We start from the raw sequence: 21,327 nt of genomic DNA on the forward strand, positions 1-21,327 counted from the left end.
AGAAAAATGAGTTTAGTAATATATGAAATTAAAAAATTATTTAATATAAAATCCATTATGGTAACTCTTTTAGGAGCAGTATTAATATGGTTTTTATTTATTGACTTTGACATAAAGTACTTTCCAAATGGAATAGGAGAAAGGGCTGCTTTTAATATTTCAGAAGAAATGCTTAAAAATTATGGAACAACAGTGGATGAAAAGGAATTTGAAGATTTCATAAGTAATACAAAGAAAATAGAAGAAGAACTTAATAAAGAAATATTGAATAATGAAACAATGATAAAATATGGTATAAAAAGTTACAAAGAACTAAAAGCATTTGAAGAAAATGCTTTTAAAAACCATATGACAGAGGAAGAACAAAAAATATTCAATGAAATATCAAACTTTACTATAGGCAATGAATTAAGTAGGATTATAGCAGAAAGAAATAAAATAATTGAAAGTTATAAAGGAAGAAATGAAGATATACCTTATTTAATAGAAAATTTAAGCAATAAGGCTCTTGAAAGATATAAGGAAGTTGAAGGAACTAAAGAAAGAACTTCTCCTTTAAGTTATGGGATTTTAAATAATTACAATAATATAATAATTTCTATATTAGGGTTAGTAATAGTAACTGTATTTTTTATGGTATCTCCAATTTTTATAGAAGATAAAAAAAGCAAGGTTGATTATTTGCAGTATAGTTCTAAAAAGGGAAGAGGTGTATTTAAAAGTAAATTAATAGCAGGATTTTTAACAGTCATTATAGTTACCTCCATAGAAATATTAATAATGGGAGTGCTTTATTCAACCAATAATACTCTTCAATTTTGGAATTGCTCAGTAAACTCTATTTTTGTTTCTCAAGAGCCCTTATGGTTTGACATGACTTTTGGACAATACATAATAATAACTATGGTTTTTGTTTATATAATAGCAATGATAACGGGAATTATTTCAATGTATGTAAGTAGTAAAGCTAACAGCTATATTACTTTAATTGGAGTTAATATTATTATTTTAGGAATAGTATTTTATTTAGGGTTTATAGGTATAGATAATTTTGGAACTATATATTTACCTAAATTTCTACAGTTAAGTGTATATGGGGTATTCTTAGTGGTTATAGGAATTTTATCATTCCTAATATTAAAAAATAGAAAGATGAAAGTTTTAGATTAAGTTAAGAGTATAAAATTCAATTATTATATTTTTCATTAAAAACATAGGAGCAATCTAAGGAAGGAAAACTTCCCATTAGGTTGCTCCATAAAATATTATATTAGAATTTTATATATTTACTTAAGACATAGGCTGTAGAATTATTGTATTTAATTTTGCTCCATTCACCCATGTTTTCAATAACAGAAACAGAGGAACCAACTTTAATAGTACCTAAAACTTTAGCACTATAAGAAGCAGAATCTCTAACATTTAAGTCATAAGTGATGACAGTTCCAGTTTTAGAAGAATCAACAGCTCCATTAAAGCTAACATATTTAGATAAAACATAGCCAGTAGAGTTATTATATTTAACTTTGCTCCATTCACCCATGTTTTCAATAACAGAAACGGAAGAACCAACCTTAATAGTACCTAAAACTTTAGCACTATAAGAAGCAGAATCTCTAACATTTAAGTCATAAGTAATAACAGTTCCAGTTTTAGAAGAATCAACAGCTCCATTAAAGCTAATATATTTAGATAAAACATAACCAGTAGAGTTATTGTATTTAACTTTACTCCACTCACCTAAATTTTCAATAACAGAAACAGAAGAACCAACCTTAATAGTACCTAAAGTATTAGCACTATATGAAGGTGCAGATCTCACATTTAAATCATAGGTAACAACAGTACCTTCTTTAGTAGGTACGTTATTTGTATCATTTGTATTATTTGATATTTTAATATAGTCTGAGTGAACATAACCATAGCCGTTACCATATTTTATTTTGTGCCAACTTCCTGAAGTTGAAACTATTTCTACCTTTGAATTTAATTTTAATGAACCAACAATTGAGTAATTAGTACCAGCACCACTTCTAACATTTAGTGAATTAGTAGTAACTATTCCTTCATTTATTACACTTTCAGGTTTACTTGGAGAACCTTGAAGAGTTACATTTTCTTTTAAATATTCAATAATACCATTTGCTATAGCATTGGCAATTGTATTTTGATAAGAATCAGAATTTAGTTTAGTACCTTCACTTACGTTAGAAATAAAACCACACTCAACTAAGGATGATGACATTTCAGCAGTTTTTATAACTGCAAAATTTTGAGTTTTAACACCTCTGTTAGTAGCCTTGGTACTGTTTATTAAACTGCTTTGAATATCTGTAGCTAATTCTTTACTATCTAATCTTGGTTGATAATGAAAAGTTTCTATTCCTTTAGCACTACTGCTACTTGCTGAGTTTTGATGTATTGATACAAAGACATCAGATTTTTCTCTATTTGCCATTGCAGTTCTTTCAGATAGTGATAGATAAGTATCATTATATCTACTCATCTTTACTTCTATTCCTTTATCAGAAAGGATTTTTTCTATTTTTTTAGATATTTTTAAGTTTATTACATCTTCATAAAAGCCATTTTGAACAGCACCATTATCATAGCCACCATGACCTGGATCAATAAATACTTTATAATAATTTCTATCAACTGTTTTTCTTGCATTTGAGTTTCTAGCAGTCATTGTTATGTTGTTTTCAGTAACTGCAAATTCAAGGATATAAACTTTATTATCTACTTCTTGAGTTATAAAAGTGCTACCAACATTTTTAGTAACTATCTCTCCATTTTTAACTTCAACTACAGATGTGTTATCTATTTTAAACCCTTCTTCTTTAGGTAATTCTAATTTTTCACCAAGGGATAAAACAATACCATCTTCTAAAATTACTTCTTTATCATTATATTTTTCAACTAATCTTATTAAATCATCTTCAGATGCATTATTTCTTGAGTCAGCTTTTACTATAGTAGATGGAAGTAAAAACATACCTGAAATTAATAATATACTTAATAACTTAAACTTTTTCATTATGAAACTCCTTTTTATATTAATTATCATATAGAAGGTGCGACTTTATCTAAAATATCAAAGCTACTTAGTGCTAAAAAATAAAGTGCTTAGAATATTTCATAGATTTTACGCTATTATAATAATCGACTATAAAGCCTGTTAACTTTATTAAGGTTTAGAAAAAGAACTTTAACTAAAAGAAGAAATTTTTATGAATAAAGGAGTTAATATAAAATGACGAATATTTCTATTAAAAAATAAAAAAAGATATGTATTTTTATAAAAATATGATATAATCCATTTATAACATATGAAACTCGTATAAAGTTGGTAATTGGTCCAAAAGTTTCTACCTGCTAACCGTAAATTGGCAGACTACGAGGTATTTTTGTTTTGAGTATTATTTTACTTTATAACATGACACCTCAAATTTGATATTTGGGGTATTTTTTATTTTGGTGATTTTATGTGTTTGATATGTTAAAGATTTTTAGTGGGGGAATTAATGGTGATAAGAGAAGCAAAAAATCAAGATGAGAAAGATTTAATTTATGGAATTGATTATAAGCCAAGTTTAACTATTCAAATATTACTTGGACTCCAAAATATATTTGCTGCTTTTGGAGGAATAATAGCTGTTCCTTTAGTTATATCAGGAGCACTTGGATTTGATGGAACAACATCAACAGCAGTGCTTGCAGCATCTATATTGGCATCAGGGGTAGCTACAGTGATTCAATCAAGAGGCCTTTGGAAAATTGGAGCGCGGATTCCATGTATTATGGGAACTGATTTTACTTTTGTTGCACCTTCCATAGCTGTTGGAGCAGTGGGAGGACTTCCGGGAATTATTGGAGCAACTATTTTGGGTTCTTTTGTGGAGGTTATTTCAAGCTATTTTATTAAACCTTTGCTGAAGTTATTTCCACCTATTATTACTGGCACAGTTGTATGTTTAATTGGATTAACACTTTTGCCGGTATCTATGGATTGGGCAGCAGGAGGGGTTGGAGCTTCTGATTATGGTAGCCTTAGAAATATTACCATAGCAATGGTTGTTCTTATAATAACATTATTACTTAATAGATATGGGAAAGGCATTATAAGTACAGCATCAATTCTTATTGGTATGATCATTGGATATATAATTTGTATTCCTCTTGGAATGGTTGACTTTACATTGGTTAAGGAATCTAGTTGGTTTGCTTTCCCTAAAATATTTCAGTATGGGGTAGATTTTAATTTAAAATACCTTTTAACCTTTATACCAGCTTATTTTGTAACAACTATTGAAACTGTTGGTTGTTTAGCATCTGTTTGTGAGGTTTCTAAAGTGGAAGTTACACATAAAAGAATGGGGAGAGGAGTTCTTGCAGATGGAGTTGGTAGTGCACTTGCAGGAGTCATGGGAGCTTTTCCAAATACAACTTTTAGTCAAAATGTTGGATTAATTCCCTTAACAAGAAATGCAAGCAGACAAGTTACTATGATGGCTGGAGTACTACTAATATTATTAGGATTTATGCCCAAATTCGCAGCTCTTATAAATATAATGCCACAACCAGTACTTGGTGGAGTTGGTATTGTAATGTTTGGAACTATTGCTACAGCTGGAATTAGAACACTTGGTTCAGTAAAAATAAATAATAGAAATCTATTAATTATTGCAACATCAATTGGTTTAGGTCTTGGTGTCACTTTTAGACCTGAATTTATAGGTCAACTTCCAGAAGACTTAAAGATGATATTTTCTTCAGGGATTTCAACTGGAACAATTGTTGCACTTATTTTGAATAGAATATTAAAAGAAGAAAAAGATGGTATGGATAAACAAAATATCAATGAAAAAAGAGTGGATATAAGAGAAGAAGAATATAATAAAATTATAGGAGAAGAAGAAGGGTTATTAGATAATATATAGCTAAAAAAGAACTTAATCAGTAAAGATTAGGTTCTTTTTTTATCTGATAGTTAGATGGTGTAATGCTCATATTTTATACAAGTAGGAAATAAACAGCCTTATACTTTTAGAGAAGTTTGAATAAGTATTTAGATGAAGTAGACAGCTTCATCTAAATTAAATAAATTGGGTAAACTAAACAAGATATAAATCATAGGAGGAATACAAATGAGAAAAACAGTAATAGGAATAATAATAGCAGCATTAGTGGCAATAGGAGGTTATGGAATATATAGAGGGGTTAGCAATACTGGAAATAAAGATATTTTTGTTAAAGAATTTGTTAAAAATTCAGGAGACACAAATCCACAACAAAACGCTACTCAAAATAATTCACCAGCAGAAACAATGACACCAGCAGAAGCTTTAAATTTACTTAAAGAAGGAAATAAAAGATTTGTAGAGGATAAATCACAGCTTAATGATGTAAATGCAGCAAGAAGAAAAGAGCTTGAAAGTGGTCAACATCCTTATGCAACTGTAGTAGCTTGTTCCGATTCAAGAATAACACCAAATATAGTTTTTAATGCTGGACTTGGTGAAATATTTGATGTAAGACTTGCAGGAGACGTAGTAGATGATGCAGCACTAGGTTCAATTGAATATGCAGTAGAACATTTACATACACCAATTATAGTTGTAATGGGGCATGAGAATTGTGGAGCAGTAACAGCAGCTTATGATGATATAGTTAATGGTCAGAAGGTGCAAGGACATATAAAAGATTTAGTTGAAGATATAAAACCAGCTATTAATAAGGATGAAACTATTGATCAGGCAATTAGAAAAAATGCAGAAAATGTAGCTAATGAAATAAGAAAAGACCCAATAGTTGCAGAAGCAATTAAAGAAGGAAAAACAGAAGTGGTTACTGCTTATTATGATTTAGATGGAACTGTACAATTTAATAGCTAAGATTAAAAAAGATTTATTATAGAATAAGATATTTTTATAAAATGAGGAATTTATGAGGAAAAAAATTAGTTGTTTTTTAGTTGTTTTTTAGTTATTTTTATATTATCTTTAAACCTAATTAGTTGTAATGATATAAAAAGAAATAATTCTATGGATGCTAGTATACCTACAGGAAAAATGAAGGAATCTGTTAATTTTGATGAATTTATTAATTCTATGACATTAAATGAAAAGATTGGTCAATTATTTGTCGTTGCCTTTGAAGGAAAAGAATTAAACAGTAATATTAAAGAATTAATAGAAAAATATAAAGTTGGTGGAGTAATATTATTTGATGGAAATGTTTCTGATATAAAGCAAACGGTATCTTTAATTAATAATTTAAAGTCTGTAAATAGCAATAATAAACATCCTCTATTTGTTTCAGTTGACGAGGAAGGCGGAAGGGTAACTAGAATACCTGTAGAATTTAAGAGAATGCCTTCAAGTGCTGATATTGGTAGAACAGGTAAAGTTGAAATAGCTGAAAATGCAGGGAATATTATAGGTGAGAGTCTTAGAATTTTAGGGTTTAATGTTGATTTTGCTCCTGTATTAGATATTTATAGTAATCCTCAAAATACGATTATTAGAGGTAGATCTTTTGGTAATGATGTAAATATAGTAACTAAAATGGGAGTAGCTGAAGTGAAAGCTTTAAAAGAGAATTCTATTATAGCAGTTCCAAAGCATTTTCCAGGCCATGGAGATACCTCTATTGATTCTCATATAGGATTACCAATTGTTCATAAGAGTTTAAGTGAACTTAAAAATTTTGAATTTAAACCATTTGAAGAAGCTATAAATAATAGAGCAGATGCAATTATGGTTGGACATATAGTATTATCAGAAATAGATAAAAATAATCCAGCTTCTTTATCAAAAGATGTTATAGAGATTTTAAAGAAAGATTTGAAATTTGAAGGTTTAGTTGTTAGTGATGATATGACCATGGGAGCTATTACAAAGAATTATAATTTAGAAGATTCTGTATTAAAGTCAATAAATGCAGGTATAGATTTAGTTTTAGTTTGCAATGGTTTCGAAAATCAAGTTAAATCTATAAATAGAGTTAAAGAAGCTTTAAGTACTGGTGAACTAACAGAAGAAAGATTAAATGAAAGTATTTATAAAATATTGAAATTAAAATATAAATATGGATTAAAGGATAACATCTTAAGCAATAATATAGATATAAGCAAGATTAATTTAAGGATAAGTAATTTAATAAATAGTTTAAGTGTAAAAAGAGAAAGGGCTATATTAAAAGTAGCCTCTTTTTCTTTGTGATTTTTAAGAAATTAAAGCAAATTTAGGACAAGCTTAAATTATGTAGATAAGAAAAAAGAAGGCTGATATAATATCTTTTATAACGGTTATAAAGGAGACATTAAAATGAAATATTACTTAGCACCAATGGAAGGAATTACTGGATATATATATAGAAATACTTATGAAAAATTTTTTCATGATATAGATAAATATTTTACTCCTTTTATTGTTCCTAATAAGAGTAAAAGTTTTAAAACTAAGGAATTAAGAGATTTATTGCCTGAGAATAATGAAGGGATTAACATAGTTCCTCAAATACTTACTAATGATTCAGAAGGTTTTATTTATATTTCTAAGAAACTACAACAATTAGGGTATAATGAAATTAATTTAAATTTAGGATGTCCTGCTGGAACGGTTGTTTCAAAAAATAGAGGGTCTGGATTTTTAGCTAAAAGAGAAGAATTGCATAAATTTTTAGAAGAAATATTTAAATTAGAGGATATGAAAATTTCTATTAAGACAAGAATAGGAAAAGATAGTCCAGAAGAATTTTATGAATTAATAAAAATTTATAATGAGTATCCTATGGAGGAATTGATTATTCATCCTAGAACTCAAAAAGACTTTTATGGAAACAAGCCTAATTTAGAAGTTTTTAAGGATGCATTGACTTTAAGTACTAATAAAATTTGTTACAATGGAGATATTTTTACAGCAAAAGATCATGAGGAAATAATAAGGACTTTTCCAACAGTGGAAACAGTAATGTTAGGAAGAGGGACAATAGCCAATCCAGGATTAATGGGTGAAATTAAAAATAATACTATTATAGATAAAAAAGTATTTAAGGCTTTCCATGATGAAATTTTAAATCAGTATATAGAAGTATTTAATGAAGAAAAAAATGCTTTATTTAGAATGAAGGAATTATGGGGATATATGATCTATATGTTTTCAGATAATAAGAAATATGCTAAAAAAATAAAAAAGGCACAAAATTTAAGTGATTATAAAGGAGCTGTTTCAAGCTTATTTGCAGAACAAAAAATTGTAGAAGGAGCTGGCTTATTTAGTGACAAAGAGTAAAGCAGTACTAGTTGTTAGATAAATATATTTCTTTATTTAAAAGATAAAGGGGACATGTCAAAATTGCGGACATACCCCTTTGAATTTTTATTTATCTTGTTAATGCTTTTTTATTAGTATTTTTAAATTTAGTTCCATAAAGGAAAAGCATAATAGCTGCAAATATTATAATAACATAGCCTATTATATCATTAACTGTTGGAAGTTTAAACCAAATAAGAAATTCAAATATTGCGGAGAATATAACTCCACTATAAGTATATAAGGATATATCCTTAGATGGTGCAAATTTATATGCATTTACAACAGTAAATTCTGCTATTGCACAGGCTGCACTTGCAAGCATAAGGAAAAGAAATTGTTTTCCGTTTAGTGGAACATAAGAGTAAATCATGAAAGGTAAACACAAAAGTGATGAGATGAAAGTATAGAAAAAGACAACGGTTACAGGTTTTTCTATAGGTCCTAAGTATCTCATGGTTGTATAAGCTCCACCAGCCATTATTGCACTTAATAAAGCACAAAGAGCTGCAATTATTTCAAACTTACTTCCAGAGGGATGAACTACAAATATCATTCCAATAAAAGCTATAGTTATAGCAAATATTTGCATTGGTTTTAGCTTTTCCTTTAAGAATATATATGAAAATATAATTACGAAAAAAGGACTAAGCTCCGTAAGCATAGTAGCATTAGCTAAAAGCATATGAGATACAGCATAAATTTTTGCTAGAAGTCCAATAGTACCAAGAACTGTCCTTCCTATGAGACCATTTCTACTTTCTTTAGTACCGAAAAATGAGCCTTTAGTTTTTAAAATTATAAAGAAAGATACTATAATACTGATAGTATTTCTATAAACAAGCTTTTCGGCCGTAGGAATGTGTCCTGCCAATTTTACGAATAATGCCATTAGTGATAATAAAAATGCTGTAATTATTATCAAAGAAATTCCCTTAATTTTGTCATTAGTCATTTTTTTAACCTTCTTTCTCATTTGTTTGTCACAACAGTACTCATTGTAACATATTCATAGTACTTATCAAGATTTAGAAAAAGTGCTTTAGTTTTAAATTTAAGTGTATTTTTTAAAAACTTATTGACTTGGAGTTAACTTTAAGTGCTAAACTATAAATAATTAGGAATATTTTAGATAAATTAAGAAAGAAAGTAAGGAATTAAATACTAATAAAATAATGGGGGAGATACTGTGAATAAAGGAATTGTATTTTTTGATGCTGATGGAACAATAATTAAAAATAATAAAATTTCGAAATTAACTAGAGAGGCATTTACGAAATTGAGGGAAAATGGTTATATTTTAGTTTTAAGCACAGGAAGAGCTTTACCAGCAATTGATGGAATCTTAAAAGATATGAATTTTGAAAATATAATTTGTTCTGCTGGAGGAGCAGTTGTTGTAAATAATGAAATAATTTATTCAAAACCTATGAAAAAGGAAAGTTTAAAAGAGTTAGTAGAATACTTTGATAAGTACAATATTATTTACAATATGGAAGCTAATGATTATATATGGATAAAAAAAGGGCAAAAAGAAAAATACCTACGTTTATTTGAGATACCTGAAAAAGGAATTATTTCTGATGATGAATATAATAAGGCGGTTGAAAGGCTTACTATGATATCAAATAGAACTATGGAAATAGAAGATGTAAGTAATTTAGAGGTTAATAAAATTCATTATTATGAAGCTGATGTACTTTATGATGGTAATGAACTTCCTATTTCCTACAAACAAGTGGTGGAAGAGTTAGGAGAAAAATATAAGTGTGTTTCACTTTCTTTAAGTAAACTTTTTTCAGGTGGAGAAATTTGTGAAAAGGAAATTTCAAAGAAGACTGGAATGGATGTTATTTTAAAGTACTTTGATGTTGATAAAGAAAATATATATGCCATAGGTGATGATTATAATGACATAGAAATGTTAGAATATGCACCTAAAAGTATTGCTATGGGAAATGCACCAGAGGAAATTAAAAAAATATGTAGTTATATAACAGAAAGTGTGGACAATGACGGATTTTATCATGCTATGAAGCATTTTGGATTGATTTAAAAATAAAAAAGGATGTATTATTTAATTTTGTTTATATGATGAAGAGAGGGAGAAAAAATTATGATAGAAATATGTTGTGGTAGTTATGAAGATGCAATGAATGCATATCTTGGAGGGGCTAAGCGTATAGAACTTAATAGTGCTTTACATCTAGGGGGATTAACACCTACTTTGGGAAGTTTAATTCTTACTAAAAAAAATACTGATTTGAAGGTAATTTGTATGGTTAGACCTAGAGGAGCAGGTTTTTGCTATAATGATATGGAATTTGAGCAAATAATGGAGGATGCTAGAATTTTATTAGAAAATGGTGCTGATGGACTAGCTTTTGGTTTTTTAAATGAGGATTGTACCATTGATGTTTACAAAACTAGATTAATGGTTGATTTAATTAAAAAATATGATAAAGAAGCTGTTTTTCACAGAGCTTTTGATTGTGTGAGGAATCCTATAGAAAGTATTGAAAAACTAATAAATCTTAAGATAAATCGTCTACTTACAAGTGGATTAAGAGAAAAAGCGATAGATGGAAAAGAATTACTTAAAAAGCTACAAAAGCAATATGATGACAAAATAGAGATCTTAGCAGGAAGTGGTATAAATGCTTCAAATGTTAAGGTGTTAATGGAATATACTAAAATTAATCAAATACATTCTTCTTGTAAAGTATGGTGTTATGATAGAACTACTTCTGGAGATTATGTAAACTATTGTTATGGGCCTGTTGGAAATGAAAATGATTATGATTGTGTATCAAAAACTTTAGTGGAACAGTTAGTAAAAATAGAAAAGTAGTCTAAATGCTTATTTGGATAGCTTTGGTTAATAATTAATAAATTTTAAATAACTAAAAAATACATTTTTAAAGTCCTTCCTTATAATGATTTAGATTATTATAAAGAAGGATTTTGTTAATTTAATTAAAAAGAATATAATTTAATGTTATAATTACTTGTAAAATGAGTTGAAAATTAAAGAAAGAAGCCAATGATAGTAATATAATATTTTATTTTAAAATAGAAAAATTTGAGACTGATTTAATATAATTTTTATTTTAAGGAGATGAATTATGGAGATACAAAAGATTTTAATTTATGATAAATTTAAGTGCATAGCTGATAAATGTAACTTTACTTGTTGTGAAGGTTGGGATGTATTTGTTGATACTTGTACATATAATAAATGGAAGGAAAATTATAATTTAAATTATCTTTTAGATAATATAAAAATAAAAGAATACAAAGATAAGAAAGAGTATTTTATAAATAAGGAAACTCATGAAAAATGCCCTATGTTAGATGATAATGGCTTATGTCAAATAGTGAAAAGTCATGGGGAAGAGTATTTATCATCAACTTGTCATAGTTTTCCTAGAATAGAGAATAATTTTGGATATAAAAAGGAGTTTTCCTTATCATGTGCATGTCCAGAAGTAGTAGAGCTTTTAGAAAAAGAAAATGGGAAGATTATTATGATTTCAGAAAATCATAATGATTGTAAGGATAATTTATTAGAGTTAAATATAAGAAAGGCTCTAATTAATATTGTAGAATATGATGGAATATCATTAGAAAAAAAATTAATTATTGCCTTTGAATTGCTTTTAAATATATTAAAAAGTAAAAATGTTAAGGAAGATATATTAATAAGTGAATTAAAAAAATACGAAAACGTAGAGTATATAATGGAATTTATAAAAGCATATGAAGAAATAGATTTTAATATAGATGAATCTATGGAAGAATTAAGCTGTTTATTTTTAGATATTATAGAAAATTATAAGGAAGTTTCAGGATTAGAAGAATTATTAGGACCTATAGGAGAGTTTGGAGAGGCGGTTCATATTGAAATTCTTTCAGAGAATTGGAATAAATATAAAACTTTATTTGAAGAGCATAATAAATTACTTGAAAACTGTATTATATCTAAAATTTTAAGTAGTTGTGTTAATGAGGATATAGAACATATGATAACAGCTTTTCAAATTATTATACTAGAATACATTCTAGTAAGGTATGCTGTATATTTAGAAATTTTAATGAATGAAAATGAAGAAGTGAATATTAAAGATATAAAAGATTATATTATAGTTTTTTCAAGAGTTATTGATAATAACATAGAAAGTGTATTAGAATTTCTTAGAGAAGGATTTGGAAATGAAATTCTTGAGATTGGTTATTTGTGCTTTATAGGCTTATTTTAAATAGTTTTATTAATAGACTTAATTCAGGTGGAATTTTGATTTTATATTAGTTTAATTAAATTTGTAGAGAAGTATGAGGTTATTTATTTTCTACTTATAGAAGATAGAAATGTCATTAGATAAGATTAAAAAAGTTCTTTTAGGAAGAAAATCTATTTTTAGATACTACCTAAAGGGTTTTTTTATATTATGATGGTTTAGATTATGATAAGATATAGTTAGTTTAATAAATTAAATTTTAGTTTATAGAGGAATATAAGAAATGAAGTGAGGAATTTGTATGAGCTTGAATAAAGGAAGTTTTAATAGAGTCTTAGCTATAGATTTTGAAACAGCAAATAGTAGTAATAATACAGCTTGTTCCGTAGGAGTTGCTTTGCTAGAAGATGGGGAAATAATTTTAAATAGAGAAATTTTAATTAATCCAGAAAGTCATTTTTCTGATGGAAATATAGCTATTCATAATATAACACCAGAGATGGTCAAAGATAAAGATACTTTTCCTATTGTTTGGGATGAAGTGTCTAAATTAATCAATAATAATACCTTAGTTATTGCACATAATACATCAGCAGATATGGTTATATTAAGTAAGTTAGCAGCAAAATATAATATAAAGATTGATAAGTTTTCTTATTTATGTACTATGGAAGCTTATAAGAAAAATGGTTTAGTTTTAAGGTATGGTCTTAAAAGTATTGCTGATGAACTTGGAATAAGCTTTGAGCATCATAACGCTAAAGAAGATGCTTTAGTTTGCTTGAAAATATTCACCTATTTATTGAAAGATAAAAAAATTATAACAATGGAGTTCTTAGAAAAAGATTTAAAATTAGAAGTAAAGAATTTTTCTATAAGAGAAGAAGATAAGCCTTTTAAAAGAAAGTTCTTTAAGCAAAATACATTTAAAGCTAGTGATTTAATTACATTAAATACAGAATTTGATGTAGAACATCCAGCATATAAAAAGATATTTGTTACAACTGGAGATTTTGTAAAAGTAGACAAAAAGGTTGCAGCACAAAGAGTGGTTGATTTAGGTGGAATATTTAAAGATGGATTTGTTAAAGCAACTGATTATCTTGTAGTTGGATTAAATGAATATAAAGAACCTTCTATAAATACCACAAAGTATACAAAAGCTATGGAAAAGCTTAATAAGGGTGGAGAAATTAAAATAATAAATGAAGATGAATTTATAAAATTATTAGATTTAAATATTGAGATTATTACTAATAATGAAGAGAAAAAAATAGAAATTAGTAAAAGTATAGAAGAAGATAATCATATAAAAAATAAGAAGATAGAAGAGAAAAATAGAACTAATATTGTAGGAGATTCAGAACAATTATCATTTGATCTTTTAATTGAAGGTAATAAGAAAGATAATATTGAAGAGGAAATAGCAATATCAAAATTAGGAAAAGAAAAATATATAAAACCTAAAGAAGGATGGATAACATTTAATTCTGTTGAAGAAAAATTGGAAAAATTAAAGGAATATAAATTGCTTTCACCTAAGGCTACAGATGCAAATAAAAAGTTTTATTATAAAGGCTTGTATACTAATAAAGCAGTTCAATGCTCAATTTTAGGGTATTTTGATATAGATGTTCTTGTTATAGAAATTGAAGGTAATCTCCATTCTATAAGAGGGGAGTATTTAAAGCAAATGCAAGATTCAAACTTTAATAGATTTGATTCATTAATTGAAAAGTAAGGGTTTTTAATTTTTATAGTTTATGAAATTTAATATATGGTTAATTAAGTTAGAAGTTTGCTTTAAGTTTATTAAATAGTAGAGATTAATATTTTGCAATTAAGAGATTAGTGATAAAAAATCTTAAAAAAGTTGTTATATTACGGGGGGAGTAATGTATGAAAAAATATAAATGTATAATTTTTGATTTAGATGGGACGATGTTAGATACAGAAAAAATGAATATAATACCATTACAAAAATTAATTAAAGAAGAGTTAAATCAGGATATACCATATAGTGATTTGTTAAAATACAGAGCTTATGCAGGGAAAAAGACATTAGAGTTAATAGGATTCAAAGATATTGAGAATTCTTATGACAAATGGGTTAAATATGTTAATGAATATGAAGAAGGTGCAAAATTATATGAGGGTTTTGATGAAGTTATTAAAACTCTAGATAAAAATGAAATTATTTGTGCTATTTCAAGTTCAAAAACAAAGGCTCAATATGAAATTGACTTTTTTAAAACTGGGTTACAACATTATATGAAATCTGTTATTTTAGCAGAAGATACAAAAAATCATAAACCTCATCCGGAACCACTATTAAAGGTTATTGAGATGTTAAATATAAAACCAAAAGATGCAATGTATATTGGGGATACAATTGCAGACTATAAAGCAACAAAAGATGCTGGAATGGATTTTGCTCTAGCTGTATGGGGAGCTACAGACTTAACAGAAATAAAAGCAGATTATAATTTAAACGAACCAAGAGATATTTTAAAAATATTGGGATTAGAGATTGAAAAGGATATATATTTAAATTAATAAAAAAAATAGAAAATAAATAGCTTTTAGATATGAGATAAAAGAAGGAGTAACAAGGGAAAGAATATATGGACGAACAACATTATGAAAATATATTAAATATAAAGACTACAGGAAAACAAGATTTAAATGAAACAACTATTCATTACAATAGATATGAACCTACAGATTATGATGTATTAAATAAGTTATGTAAGGAATATAATTTTAAAAGTACTGATTCAGTAGTTGATTTTGGATGTGGAAAAGGAAGATTAAACTTTTATTTGAATTACTTTTATAAATGCAAGACAACAGGAATCGAGATGAATAATTATTTTTATAAACAAGCCTTAGAAAATAGGAAGTCTTATTTAGAAAAATATAAAAAAGATGAAGAGAAAGTAAATTTTATTTGTATATTAGCAGAAAAATATATAATTAATAAAGAAGATAATAAATTTTATTTTTTCAATCCATTTTCAGTAGAGATATTTATGAAAGTTGTAGATAATATTTTAGGATCAGTATATGAAAATAATAGAGAGATAGAAATTATATTGTTTTATCCATCTGATGATTATATATTCTTTTTAGAACAATATACACTTTTTAATTTAGAAAAAGAGATAAGATTAGATAAGTTTAATAATGATAATAGGGATAGAATTTTAATATATAAATTTGAAATTTAGTTGGAATTAAAGTAAATTTAACCTTCAAGTATAGTTAACTAGTTAAAATTTGAATTAGATTATTAAACTAAAAAGGATTATCTTTAAATGAAGAAAAATCTCATTTTAAGGATAATCCTTTTTATTTAAGTTGTTTTTATTGGATTTCTTCTACTAATTGAATTAACACACCATTTGGATCTTTAATAAAAAAGAATTTTATATGAGGTGTTGGTTCAAAAGGACCGCTATGTATGTTTATACCTTCTGATTTTATTTTTTCTATCATTGTAGTTATAGAATCGACTTTGAAGCCCATTGATATATTTTCACTGTGAGAAAGATTATCCCCTTCCTTATCTTTTATTAATTCAATTTCTACTTCGCCAGCCTTTAAAAAAGCGATTTCAACAGGGCCAATATTAAATTTTTTAGATATTTTAAGGTTTAAAATATTTTCATAAAATTTTATTGATTCTTCTAAGTTATTTACGTGTATTGTGTTCCATAATAATTTCATAAAAATCCTCCTAAATAAATATAATCTTATATAATAATAACACTTTATTTAGAGATTATCATTATATGGAATTAACAAAATTAGTTATTATAATTTATTTAGTTTGTAAGTATAAAAAATTCTTAATTTAAATATAACAAATTTTCTACTAAAGATTCCCAAACTTTAGGAATGACTATAGTTATATTTCCTAATTTATTTGAAAGAGCAAAATTAGAAACAGCATTTTTAGTTGAGTTATCATATACTCCGGTAAATTGGATTTCTTTATATCCTATACAATATAAATAATGTTGAAGAAGTGTAACAAAATCATTTTTTTCACCTGGTATTAATATAGGAAGATTATTTTTTATCCCTTCAAGAAGCTTTCCATCAAAATCATTACAAATAGAAACAGGGAACCCCTCTAATCTTTGTAAAGCATAAATTAATGCAATAGTTAATTCTTTATTATATAAACCATCGCAAGAAATTAAAAAACCCCTTTCTTTAGAATATCTGCAATTTAAATAATCTTGTATATCTTTAATTTTTTCATCTTTTAATTTTTGAATTTCTACACTCATTTTTACACCTCATTAAATGTATTTTATCTAATATTATTAGTATTTGAAATTGTTAAATTTTTATCACTTAGAAGTGAATAAACTATACGGATAATTTTTAAATAAAATTTAATTTATAGTAAATACAGTATATTCAAATATGCTATTCAATTTGATGATAAAGAATACTCTTTATTTTTATTATAGTATGTTATTGTAAAAATATTAAATGTTGATAATTAGCATATTTATATATAAATATAAAATTAAAAATAAAAGTAATAAATATATAATATAAAAAAATTATTATGATAATAAAATTTTTCTATTAGTATTAAAATAATAAAAATATAAAATGGTGAGTTAGAAATAAAAATAGATATTATATGGAAAAGATATAGTAATTTACATAGAAGATTATACTTATGAAGATATTTTATTTTTTAATAAATTAAATAAATTTTTATACAGTATATAAAATTATTTAAAATATAGTTTTATAAGGTTATTAATAATAAATTAGTAGATATGAAGCTTTTATTTTGAAAAGAGAAAGAGAAATTTAGAAAAAAACTTTAAAATAAATTTAAAAAGTATATACTTTATTTATAATTAAAGAACTTTAATTATTATATTTCGAAAAAAAGAGTAGTCTAAATAAGGAGGGGTATATATAGTGACGAGTTTATTATTAGAAGCAGAAAGATGTCTTTTATGTAAAAAACCTAGATGTAAGAGTAATTGTCATATTAACACACCTATACCAAAGATAATGAAATTGTACAAAGAAAATAAATTAACAGAAAGTAGAAGTATATTGTTTGAAAATAATCCTTTATCTATAATTTGTTCTGTAGTTTATCCACATGATAAACAATGCAAAGAAAATTGTGTAAGTTGTTGCAGGAATAAGAACACCTATGCCAATTTTTCAATTAGAAGAATAAAAGTATGCTTACTAAAGAAGAAGCTATATTAAAGGTTGAAGCAAAACAATTAGATACATTGTTACATCCAAACTTTGATACAGCTTCAGTTAAAGAAGCAATTCCAATTGCAATAGGACTTCCAGCATCACCTTTTGTATTGTTTTAGTATCTCACTTAAATTTATTTTAGCTATTATTAGTCCTACTGTATATTAAAAAATTATTAATCTAAGAAAAATAAACATATACCTTGAGATAATTTTTATAAATTAACTTAATGTAAGGAGTTTGTAAGAAGTTATATGTAAAATACAAGGTGTAAAGAGAAAAAATGGGAGGTAAAGAAAATGAGTATTTTAAAAACAAATAATTTAATTAAGATATACGGAAATGGAGTTAATATAGTTAGAGCTTTAGATAATGTCAATATAGATATAAATGAAGGAGAATTTGTTGCAATTATAGGAACATCTGGAAGTGGTAAATCAACTTTATTAAACATGCTTGGAGGTCTTGATAAATCAACTAATGGAGAAGTTATTATATCAAATAGGAACCTTAATAATATGAAAGATGAAGAACTTACGATTTTCAGAAGACGAAATATAGGATTTATATTTCAAAATTATAATTTAGTACCTATTTTAAATGTTTATGAAAATATTGTATTGCCAATAGAATTAGATGGAGTAAAAATAGATAATCATTATATCAATTCAATAATAAATACCTTAGGATTAAAGGAAAAATTAAATAATATGCCTAATAATCTTTCGGGAGGACAACAACAAAGAGTTGCTATAGCAAGGGCCCTTGCAACTAAACCTACTATTATTTTGGCTGATGAGCCAACTGGAAATCTTGATAGTAAAACTAGTCTTGATGTTATAGGATTATTGAAAATAACCAGTAAACAATTTAATCAAACTATGGTTATGATTACTCATAATGAAGAAATAGCTCAAATGGCAGATAGAATTATAAGAATAGAGGATGGAAAGGTTACTGTAGGAGGTAGGGCTTAATGAAGTTTGAAAATAATAATAATAAAGCTGTTAAAAAACTTATAGATGCATCTTTAAAATCAAATAGGATTAGAAATATATTTGCTATAATTGCTATAGTTTTGACTACTTTTATGATTTCTTCCGTTTTCAGCATAGGAATTAGTTTTATACAAAATTATAAAACTATGCAATTAAGAATGGAAGGAAATGTTTCTAATGTGGCTCTTAGTAAAGTAACTCCAAAACAGTTAGAAGAAATTGAGAAGTTAGGAGTTTTTAAATCTATTGGATATGAAATAAATGTTGGGAAGATAGATTTACTTAATTCAAATAATAATAAAATTAACGTATATATGCAATATTATAGTGATGAAGATTGGAACAAGCAAATTAAACCATGTATAAGTGATGTTGAAGGAACTTATCCAACTAAGGAAAATGAGATTATGATGTCAAGAAAAGCTTTAGAATTTTTAGGACTAAATAAAGCTAAAATAGGAGATAAAATTAATATTTCTTATAATATAAAAGATCAAGGGAAAAGTGGAGATTTTATACTAAGTGGAGTTTATACTAATTACGCTTATACAGCAGATACAGGATATATATTAGTTTCTAAAGAGTTTGTAGATAAAAATAATTTATCATTAGAGAAAGATGGAAGACTATATATGACTGTTAAAAATAAATATAAGAGAACTATTGAAAATACTTTAAAGGAAAAAATAAATTTAAATTCAGGACAAGAATTTAAATTTAGAGGTAACTTAAATGAGGATTCTTTAAAATCTTCAATTAAAGTAATTGCTTTAGTTTTAATCATAGTTGGTTTTCTTGTTTTAAGTGGGTATTTACTTATTTATAATGTTATGTATATTTCGGTAATTAAGGATATTAATTTTTATGGATTATTAAAGACTATAGGTACTTCTCCAAGACAAATAAGAAAGATAGTAAAAGGGCAAATTTTAAAGTTGTCCATTGTAGGAATTTTTATAGGACTAATTTTAGGAGCTATAGTTTCCTTTGGAATAGTTCCACTTGCTATTAAGAATTTTTTTGATGGTACTATGGGTGGTGCTATGCCTAGTGAGGTTTCTTTTAATCCTATAATTTTCATAGGGGCAACTTTATTTTCTTTTTTAACAGTAGTACTAAGTTGTAAGAAACCAGCTAAAATAGCAAGTACTATTTCACCAATAGAGGCTTTAAGATATATAGGAAGCACACCTAAAAAACAAAGGAATATTAGAATGTCCAATAATGGTGGAAAACTATATAAAATGGCTTGGTATAATGTTTTTAGAGATAAAAAGAGGGCTTTTATAGTATTTTTATCATTATTTATGGGAATATTAACTTTTCTTAGTGTAAGTACTTTTGTAAAAAGCATAGATATTAATAATTATATTAAGAAATATATTAAAAATGATTTTCAAATTGAAGATAATCAGTTAAGTGAAAAATTAACTGATGATGATATTGAAAGTATAAAAAATATGAAAGGAGTAACTGGAGTTACTTCTACTAAATTAGCAAAGATGAATATTGATTTAAATAATGGTGCTTTTGTAAAAATAATAGAAGATAGTTTGAAAAAAGACGGAATGAATGAGGGGGAAATAAATAAAGTTATAGAATCTATGAAGAAAAATTCAAATAATAGTTCTACTTGGATTGTTGGAGTTACTGATAAAGAAATTGAAGATTACAATAAGAATACAAAAAATAAAATAAACTTAAAAGATTTTAAGGATGGAAATTTAGCTTTAATTAAAGAACCATATGTTAAGGAAAACTCTTATGATTATAATGAATTAAGCGGAAAGTCATTAGTTTTACAATCAATGGACAAAGAAGAAAAGGGGACATTTTCTATGGTGATAGCTGATGATAAGGAAGATGTATTAACAGGTTGGGCAATACCAAAATTACCATGGATGCCTGTTATTTATGTAAGTATAGATACCTTAGAAAAATTAAATAATAAATTTGTTAATTATATGGTATATATAGATGTAGAACCTAGTTATGAAAGTAGCATAAAAAAACAATTAGAAAGTTTGACAAGTGTAACAGGAACTTGGTTAAGTTCAAAAACAGAAAAAATAGAAGGAATTAAAAGTATGAAAATGACTATAAATATTTTAGGTGGAGGTATTTCACTAATACTTATTTTAATAGGGCTATTAAACTTTATAAATGTAATGATAACAGGGATAAATGCTAGACTTAAAGAATTAGCTATATTAGAGAGCATAGGAATGACAAAAAAACAAATCAAAAAAGTATTAACCTATGAAGGCGTCTATTATGCAGTAATAAGTAGTGTTTTTATGTTAACTATAGGATTAGGAGTAATATATGGAGTTTCAACATTATCAAAGTCAATAGCAGATTATGCAACTTTTATATTTCCAATAATTCCACTAGTAATTTTAATAATTTGTATATTTTTAGTATGTCTAATAACTCCAAGTGTAGTCTTTAAAATAGGTGCGAAAAAAACTGTTACAGAAAGACTTAGAGAAATAGAGAATTAAGAAAGTCTAAATGGCA

The 21,327-nt window shown here is 26.1% G+C and carries 18 protein-coding genes, 1 pseudogene and 1 riboswitch; of the genes and pseudogenes, 15 read left to right on the plus strand and 4 right to left on the minus strand.

Annotation, left to right across the window (positions count from 1 at the left end; translation table 11 throughout):
- Positions 1 to 6 precede the first annotated feature (6 nt).
- Positions 7 to 1,170, plus strand: coding sequence for a hypothetical protein (locus ARA19_RS06605; RefSeq protein ID WP_055070181.1), 1,164 nt, complete (start codon positions 7 to 9; stop codon positions 1,168 to 1,170).
- 100 nt (positions 1,171 to 1,270) lie between these two features.
- Here the strand turns inward: ARA19_RS06605 and ARA19_RS06610 are convergent, their stop codons facing one another.
- A complete protein-coding gene (locus tag ARA19_RS06610) occupies positions 1,271 to 3,040 on the minus strand; it encodes an N-acetylmuramoyl-L-alanine amidase (RefSeq protein ID WP_055070182.1) in 1,770 nt (589 codons plus the stop codon).
- Between the two features lie 279 nt (positions 3,041 to 3,319).
- Positions 3,320 to 3,420: riboswitch (purine riboswitch) on the plus strand.
- A gap of 107 nt (positions 3,421 to 3,527) precedes the next feature.
- On the opposite strand from ARA19_RS06610, the gene ARA19_RS06615 reads away from it, so the two are divergent.
- The 4 genes from ARA19_RS06615 (at position 3,528) to ARA19_RS06630 (ending at position 8,297) form a co-directional block, all read left to right on the plus strand.
- Positions 3,528 to 4,943, plus strand: coding sequence for a uracil-xanthine permease family protein (locus ARA19_RS06615; RefSeq protein ID WP_084764305.1), 1,416 nt, complete (start codon positions 3,528 to 3,530; stop codon positions 4,941 to 4,943).
- A 207-nt stretch (positions 4,944 to 5,150) separates the two neighbouring features.
- On the plus strand, positions 5,151 to 5,897 hold the full coding sequence (locus tag ARA19_RS06620; protein ID WP_084764307.1) for a carbonic anhydrase: 747 nt from the start codon (positions 5,151 to 5,153) through the stop codon (positions 5,895 to 5,897).
- A gap of 69 nt (positions 5,898 to 5,966) precedes the next feature.
- Positions 5,967 to 7,226, plus strand: a complete 1,260-nt coding sequence (nagZ, locus tag ARA19_RS06625; RefSeq protein WP_055070183.1) for a beta-N-acetylhexosaminidase — start codon at positions 5,967 to 5,969, stop codon at positions 7,224 to 7,226.
- Positions 7,227 to 7,331: 105 nt separating this feature from the next.
- The gene (locus ARA19_RS06630; RefSeq protein WP_055070184.1) at positions 7,332 to 8,297 is read left to right on the plus strand and encodes a tRNA dihydrouridine synthase; all 966 of its coding nucleotides are present in this window, start codon (positions 7,332 to 7,334) and stop codon (positions 8,295 to 8,297) included.
- A 91-nt stretch (positions 8,298 to 8,388) separates the two neighbouring features.
- Here ARA19_RS06630 and ARA19_RS06635 read toward each other — a convergent pair whose 3' ends face one another.
- Positions 8,389 to 9,273 carry a DMT family transporter gene (locus ARA19_RS06635; RefSeq protein WP_055070185.1) on the minus strand — a complete coding sequence of 295 codons (885 nt, stop codon included), beginning with the start codon at positions 9,271 to 9,273 and terminating at the stop codon, positions 8,389 to 8,391.
- A 234-nt stretch (positions 9,274 to 9,507) separates the two neighbouring features.
- On the opposite strand from ARA19_RS06635, the gene ARA19_RS06640 reads away from it, so the two are divergent.
- From ARA19_RS06640 to ARA19_RS06665, 6 genes are all read left to right on the plus strand, one after another.
- On the plus strand, positions 9,508 to 10,374 hold the full coding sequence (locus tag ARA19_RS06640) for a Cof-type HAD-IIB family hydrolase (RefSeq protein ID WP_055070186.1): 867 nt from the start codon (positions 9,508 to 9,510) through the stop codon (positions 10,372 to 10,374).
- 60 nt (positions 10,375 to 10,434) lie between these two features.
- Positions 10,435 to 11,169: a copper homeostasis protein CutC gene (locus ARA19_RS06645; protein ID WP_055070187.1), complete on the plus strand. Its 735-nt coding sequence runs from the start codon at positions 10,435 to 10,437 to the stop codon at positions 11,167 to 11,169.
- Between the two features lie 274 nt (positions 11,170 to 11,443).
- The gene (fliB, locus tag ARA19_RS06650; protein WP_055070188.1) at positions 11,444 to 12,577 is read left to right on the plus strand and encodes a flagellin lysine-N-methylase; all 1,134 of its coding nucleotides are present in this window, start codon (positions 11,444 to 11,446) and stop codon (positions 12,575 to 12,577) included.
- A 280-nt stretch (positions 12,578 to 12,857) separates the two neighbouring features.
- Entirely contained in the window at positions 12,858 to 14,297 is a 1,440-nt protein-coding gene (locus ARA19_RS06655) for an exonuclease domain-containing protein (RefSeq protein WP_055070189.1), read from the plus strand.
- A gap of 158 nt (positions 14,298 to 14,455) precedes the next feature.
- Positions 14,456 to 15,112 carry an HAD family hydrolase gene (locus tag ARA19_RS06660; RefSeq protein WP_055070190.1) on the plus strand — a complete coding sequence of 219 codons (657 nt, stop codon included), beginning with the start codon at positions 14,456 to 14,458 and terminating at the stop codon, positions 15,110 to 15,112.
- A 68-nt stretch (positions 15,113 to 15,180) separates the two neighbouring features.
- Positions 15,181 to 15,786, plus strand: a complete 606-nt coding sequence (locus ARA19_RS06665) for a methyltransferase (protein ID WP_055070191.1) — start codon at positions 15,181 to 15,183, stop codon at positions 15,784 to 15,786.
- Between the two features lie 136 nt (positions 15,787 to 15,922).
- Here the strand turns inward: ARA19_RS06665 and ARA19_RS06670 are convergent, their stop codons facing one another.
- Positions 15,923 to 16,285, minus strand: coding sequence for a VOC family protein (locus ARA19_RS06670; RefSeq protein WP_055070192.1), 363 nt, complete (start codon positions 16,283 to 16,285; stop codon positions 15,923 to 15,925).
- Between the two features lie 122 nt (positions 16,286 to 16,407).
- Positions 16,408 to 16,854 carry a peptidoglycan-binding domain-containing protein gene (locus tag ARA19_RS06675; RefSeq protein ID WP_055070193.1) on the minus strand — a complete coding sequence of 149 codons (447 nt, stop codon included), beginning with the start codon at positions 16,852 to 16,854 and terminating at the stop codon, positions 16,408 to 16,410.
- 655 nt (positions 16,855 to 17,509) lie between these two features.
- Here ARA19_RS06675 and ARA19_RS06680 point away from each other — a divergent pair.
- From ARA19_RS06680 to ARA19_RS06690, 4 genes and pseudogenes are all read left to right on the plus strand, one after another.
- A pseudogene (locus tag ARA19_RS06680) lies at positions 17,510 to 17,728 on the plus strand (NAD(P)-dependent oxidoreductase); the annotation flags it as partial.
- 56 nt (positions 17,729 to 17,784) lie between these two features.
- Positions 17,785 to 17,928, plus strand: coding sequence for a hypothetical protein (locus ARA19_RS17535; protein WP_157452235.1), 144 nt, complete (start codon positions 17,785 to 17,787; stop codon positions 17,926 to 17,928).
- 180 nt (positions 17,929 to 18,108) lie between these two features.
- On the plus strand, positions 18,109 to 18,786 hold the full coding sequence (locus tag ARA19_RS06685) for an ABC transporter ATP-binding protein (RefSeq protein WP_055070195.1): 678 nt from the start codon (positions 18,109 to 18,111) through the stop codon (positions 18,784 to 18,786).
- Positions 18,786 to 21,311 (plus strand): ABC transporter permease, encoded by a 2,526-nt coding sequence (locus ARA19_RS06690; protein ID WP_055070196.1) that lies wholly within the window; start codon positions 18,786 to 18,788, stop codon positions 21,309 to 21,311. Before ARA19_RS06685 ends, ARA19_RS06690 begins: the two co-directional genes overlap by 1 nt.
- Positions 21,312 to 21,327: the final 16 nt, after the last annotated feature.

Origin of the sequence: Clostridium massiliamazoniense (assembly GCF_001403635.1) — a bacterium.
Taxonomy (GTDB): domain Bacteria; phylum Bacillota; class Clostridia; order Clostridiales; family Clostridiaceae; genus Sarcina; species Sarcina massiliamazoniense.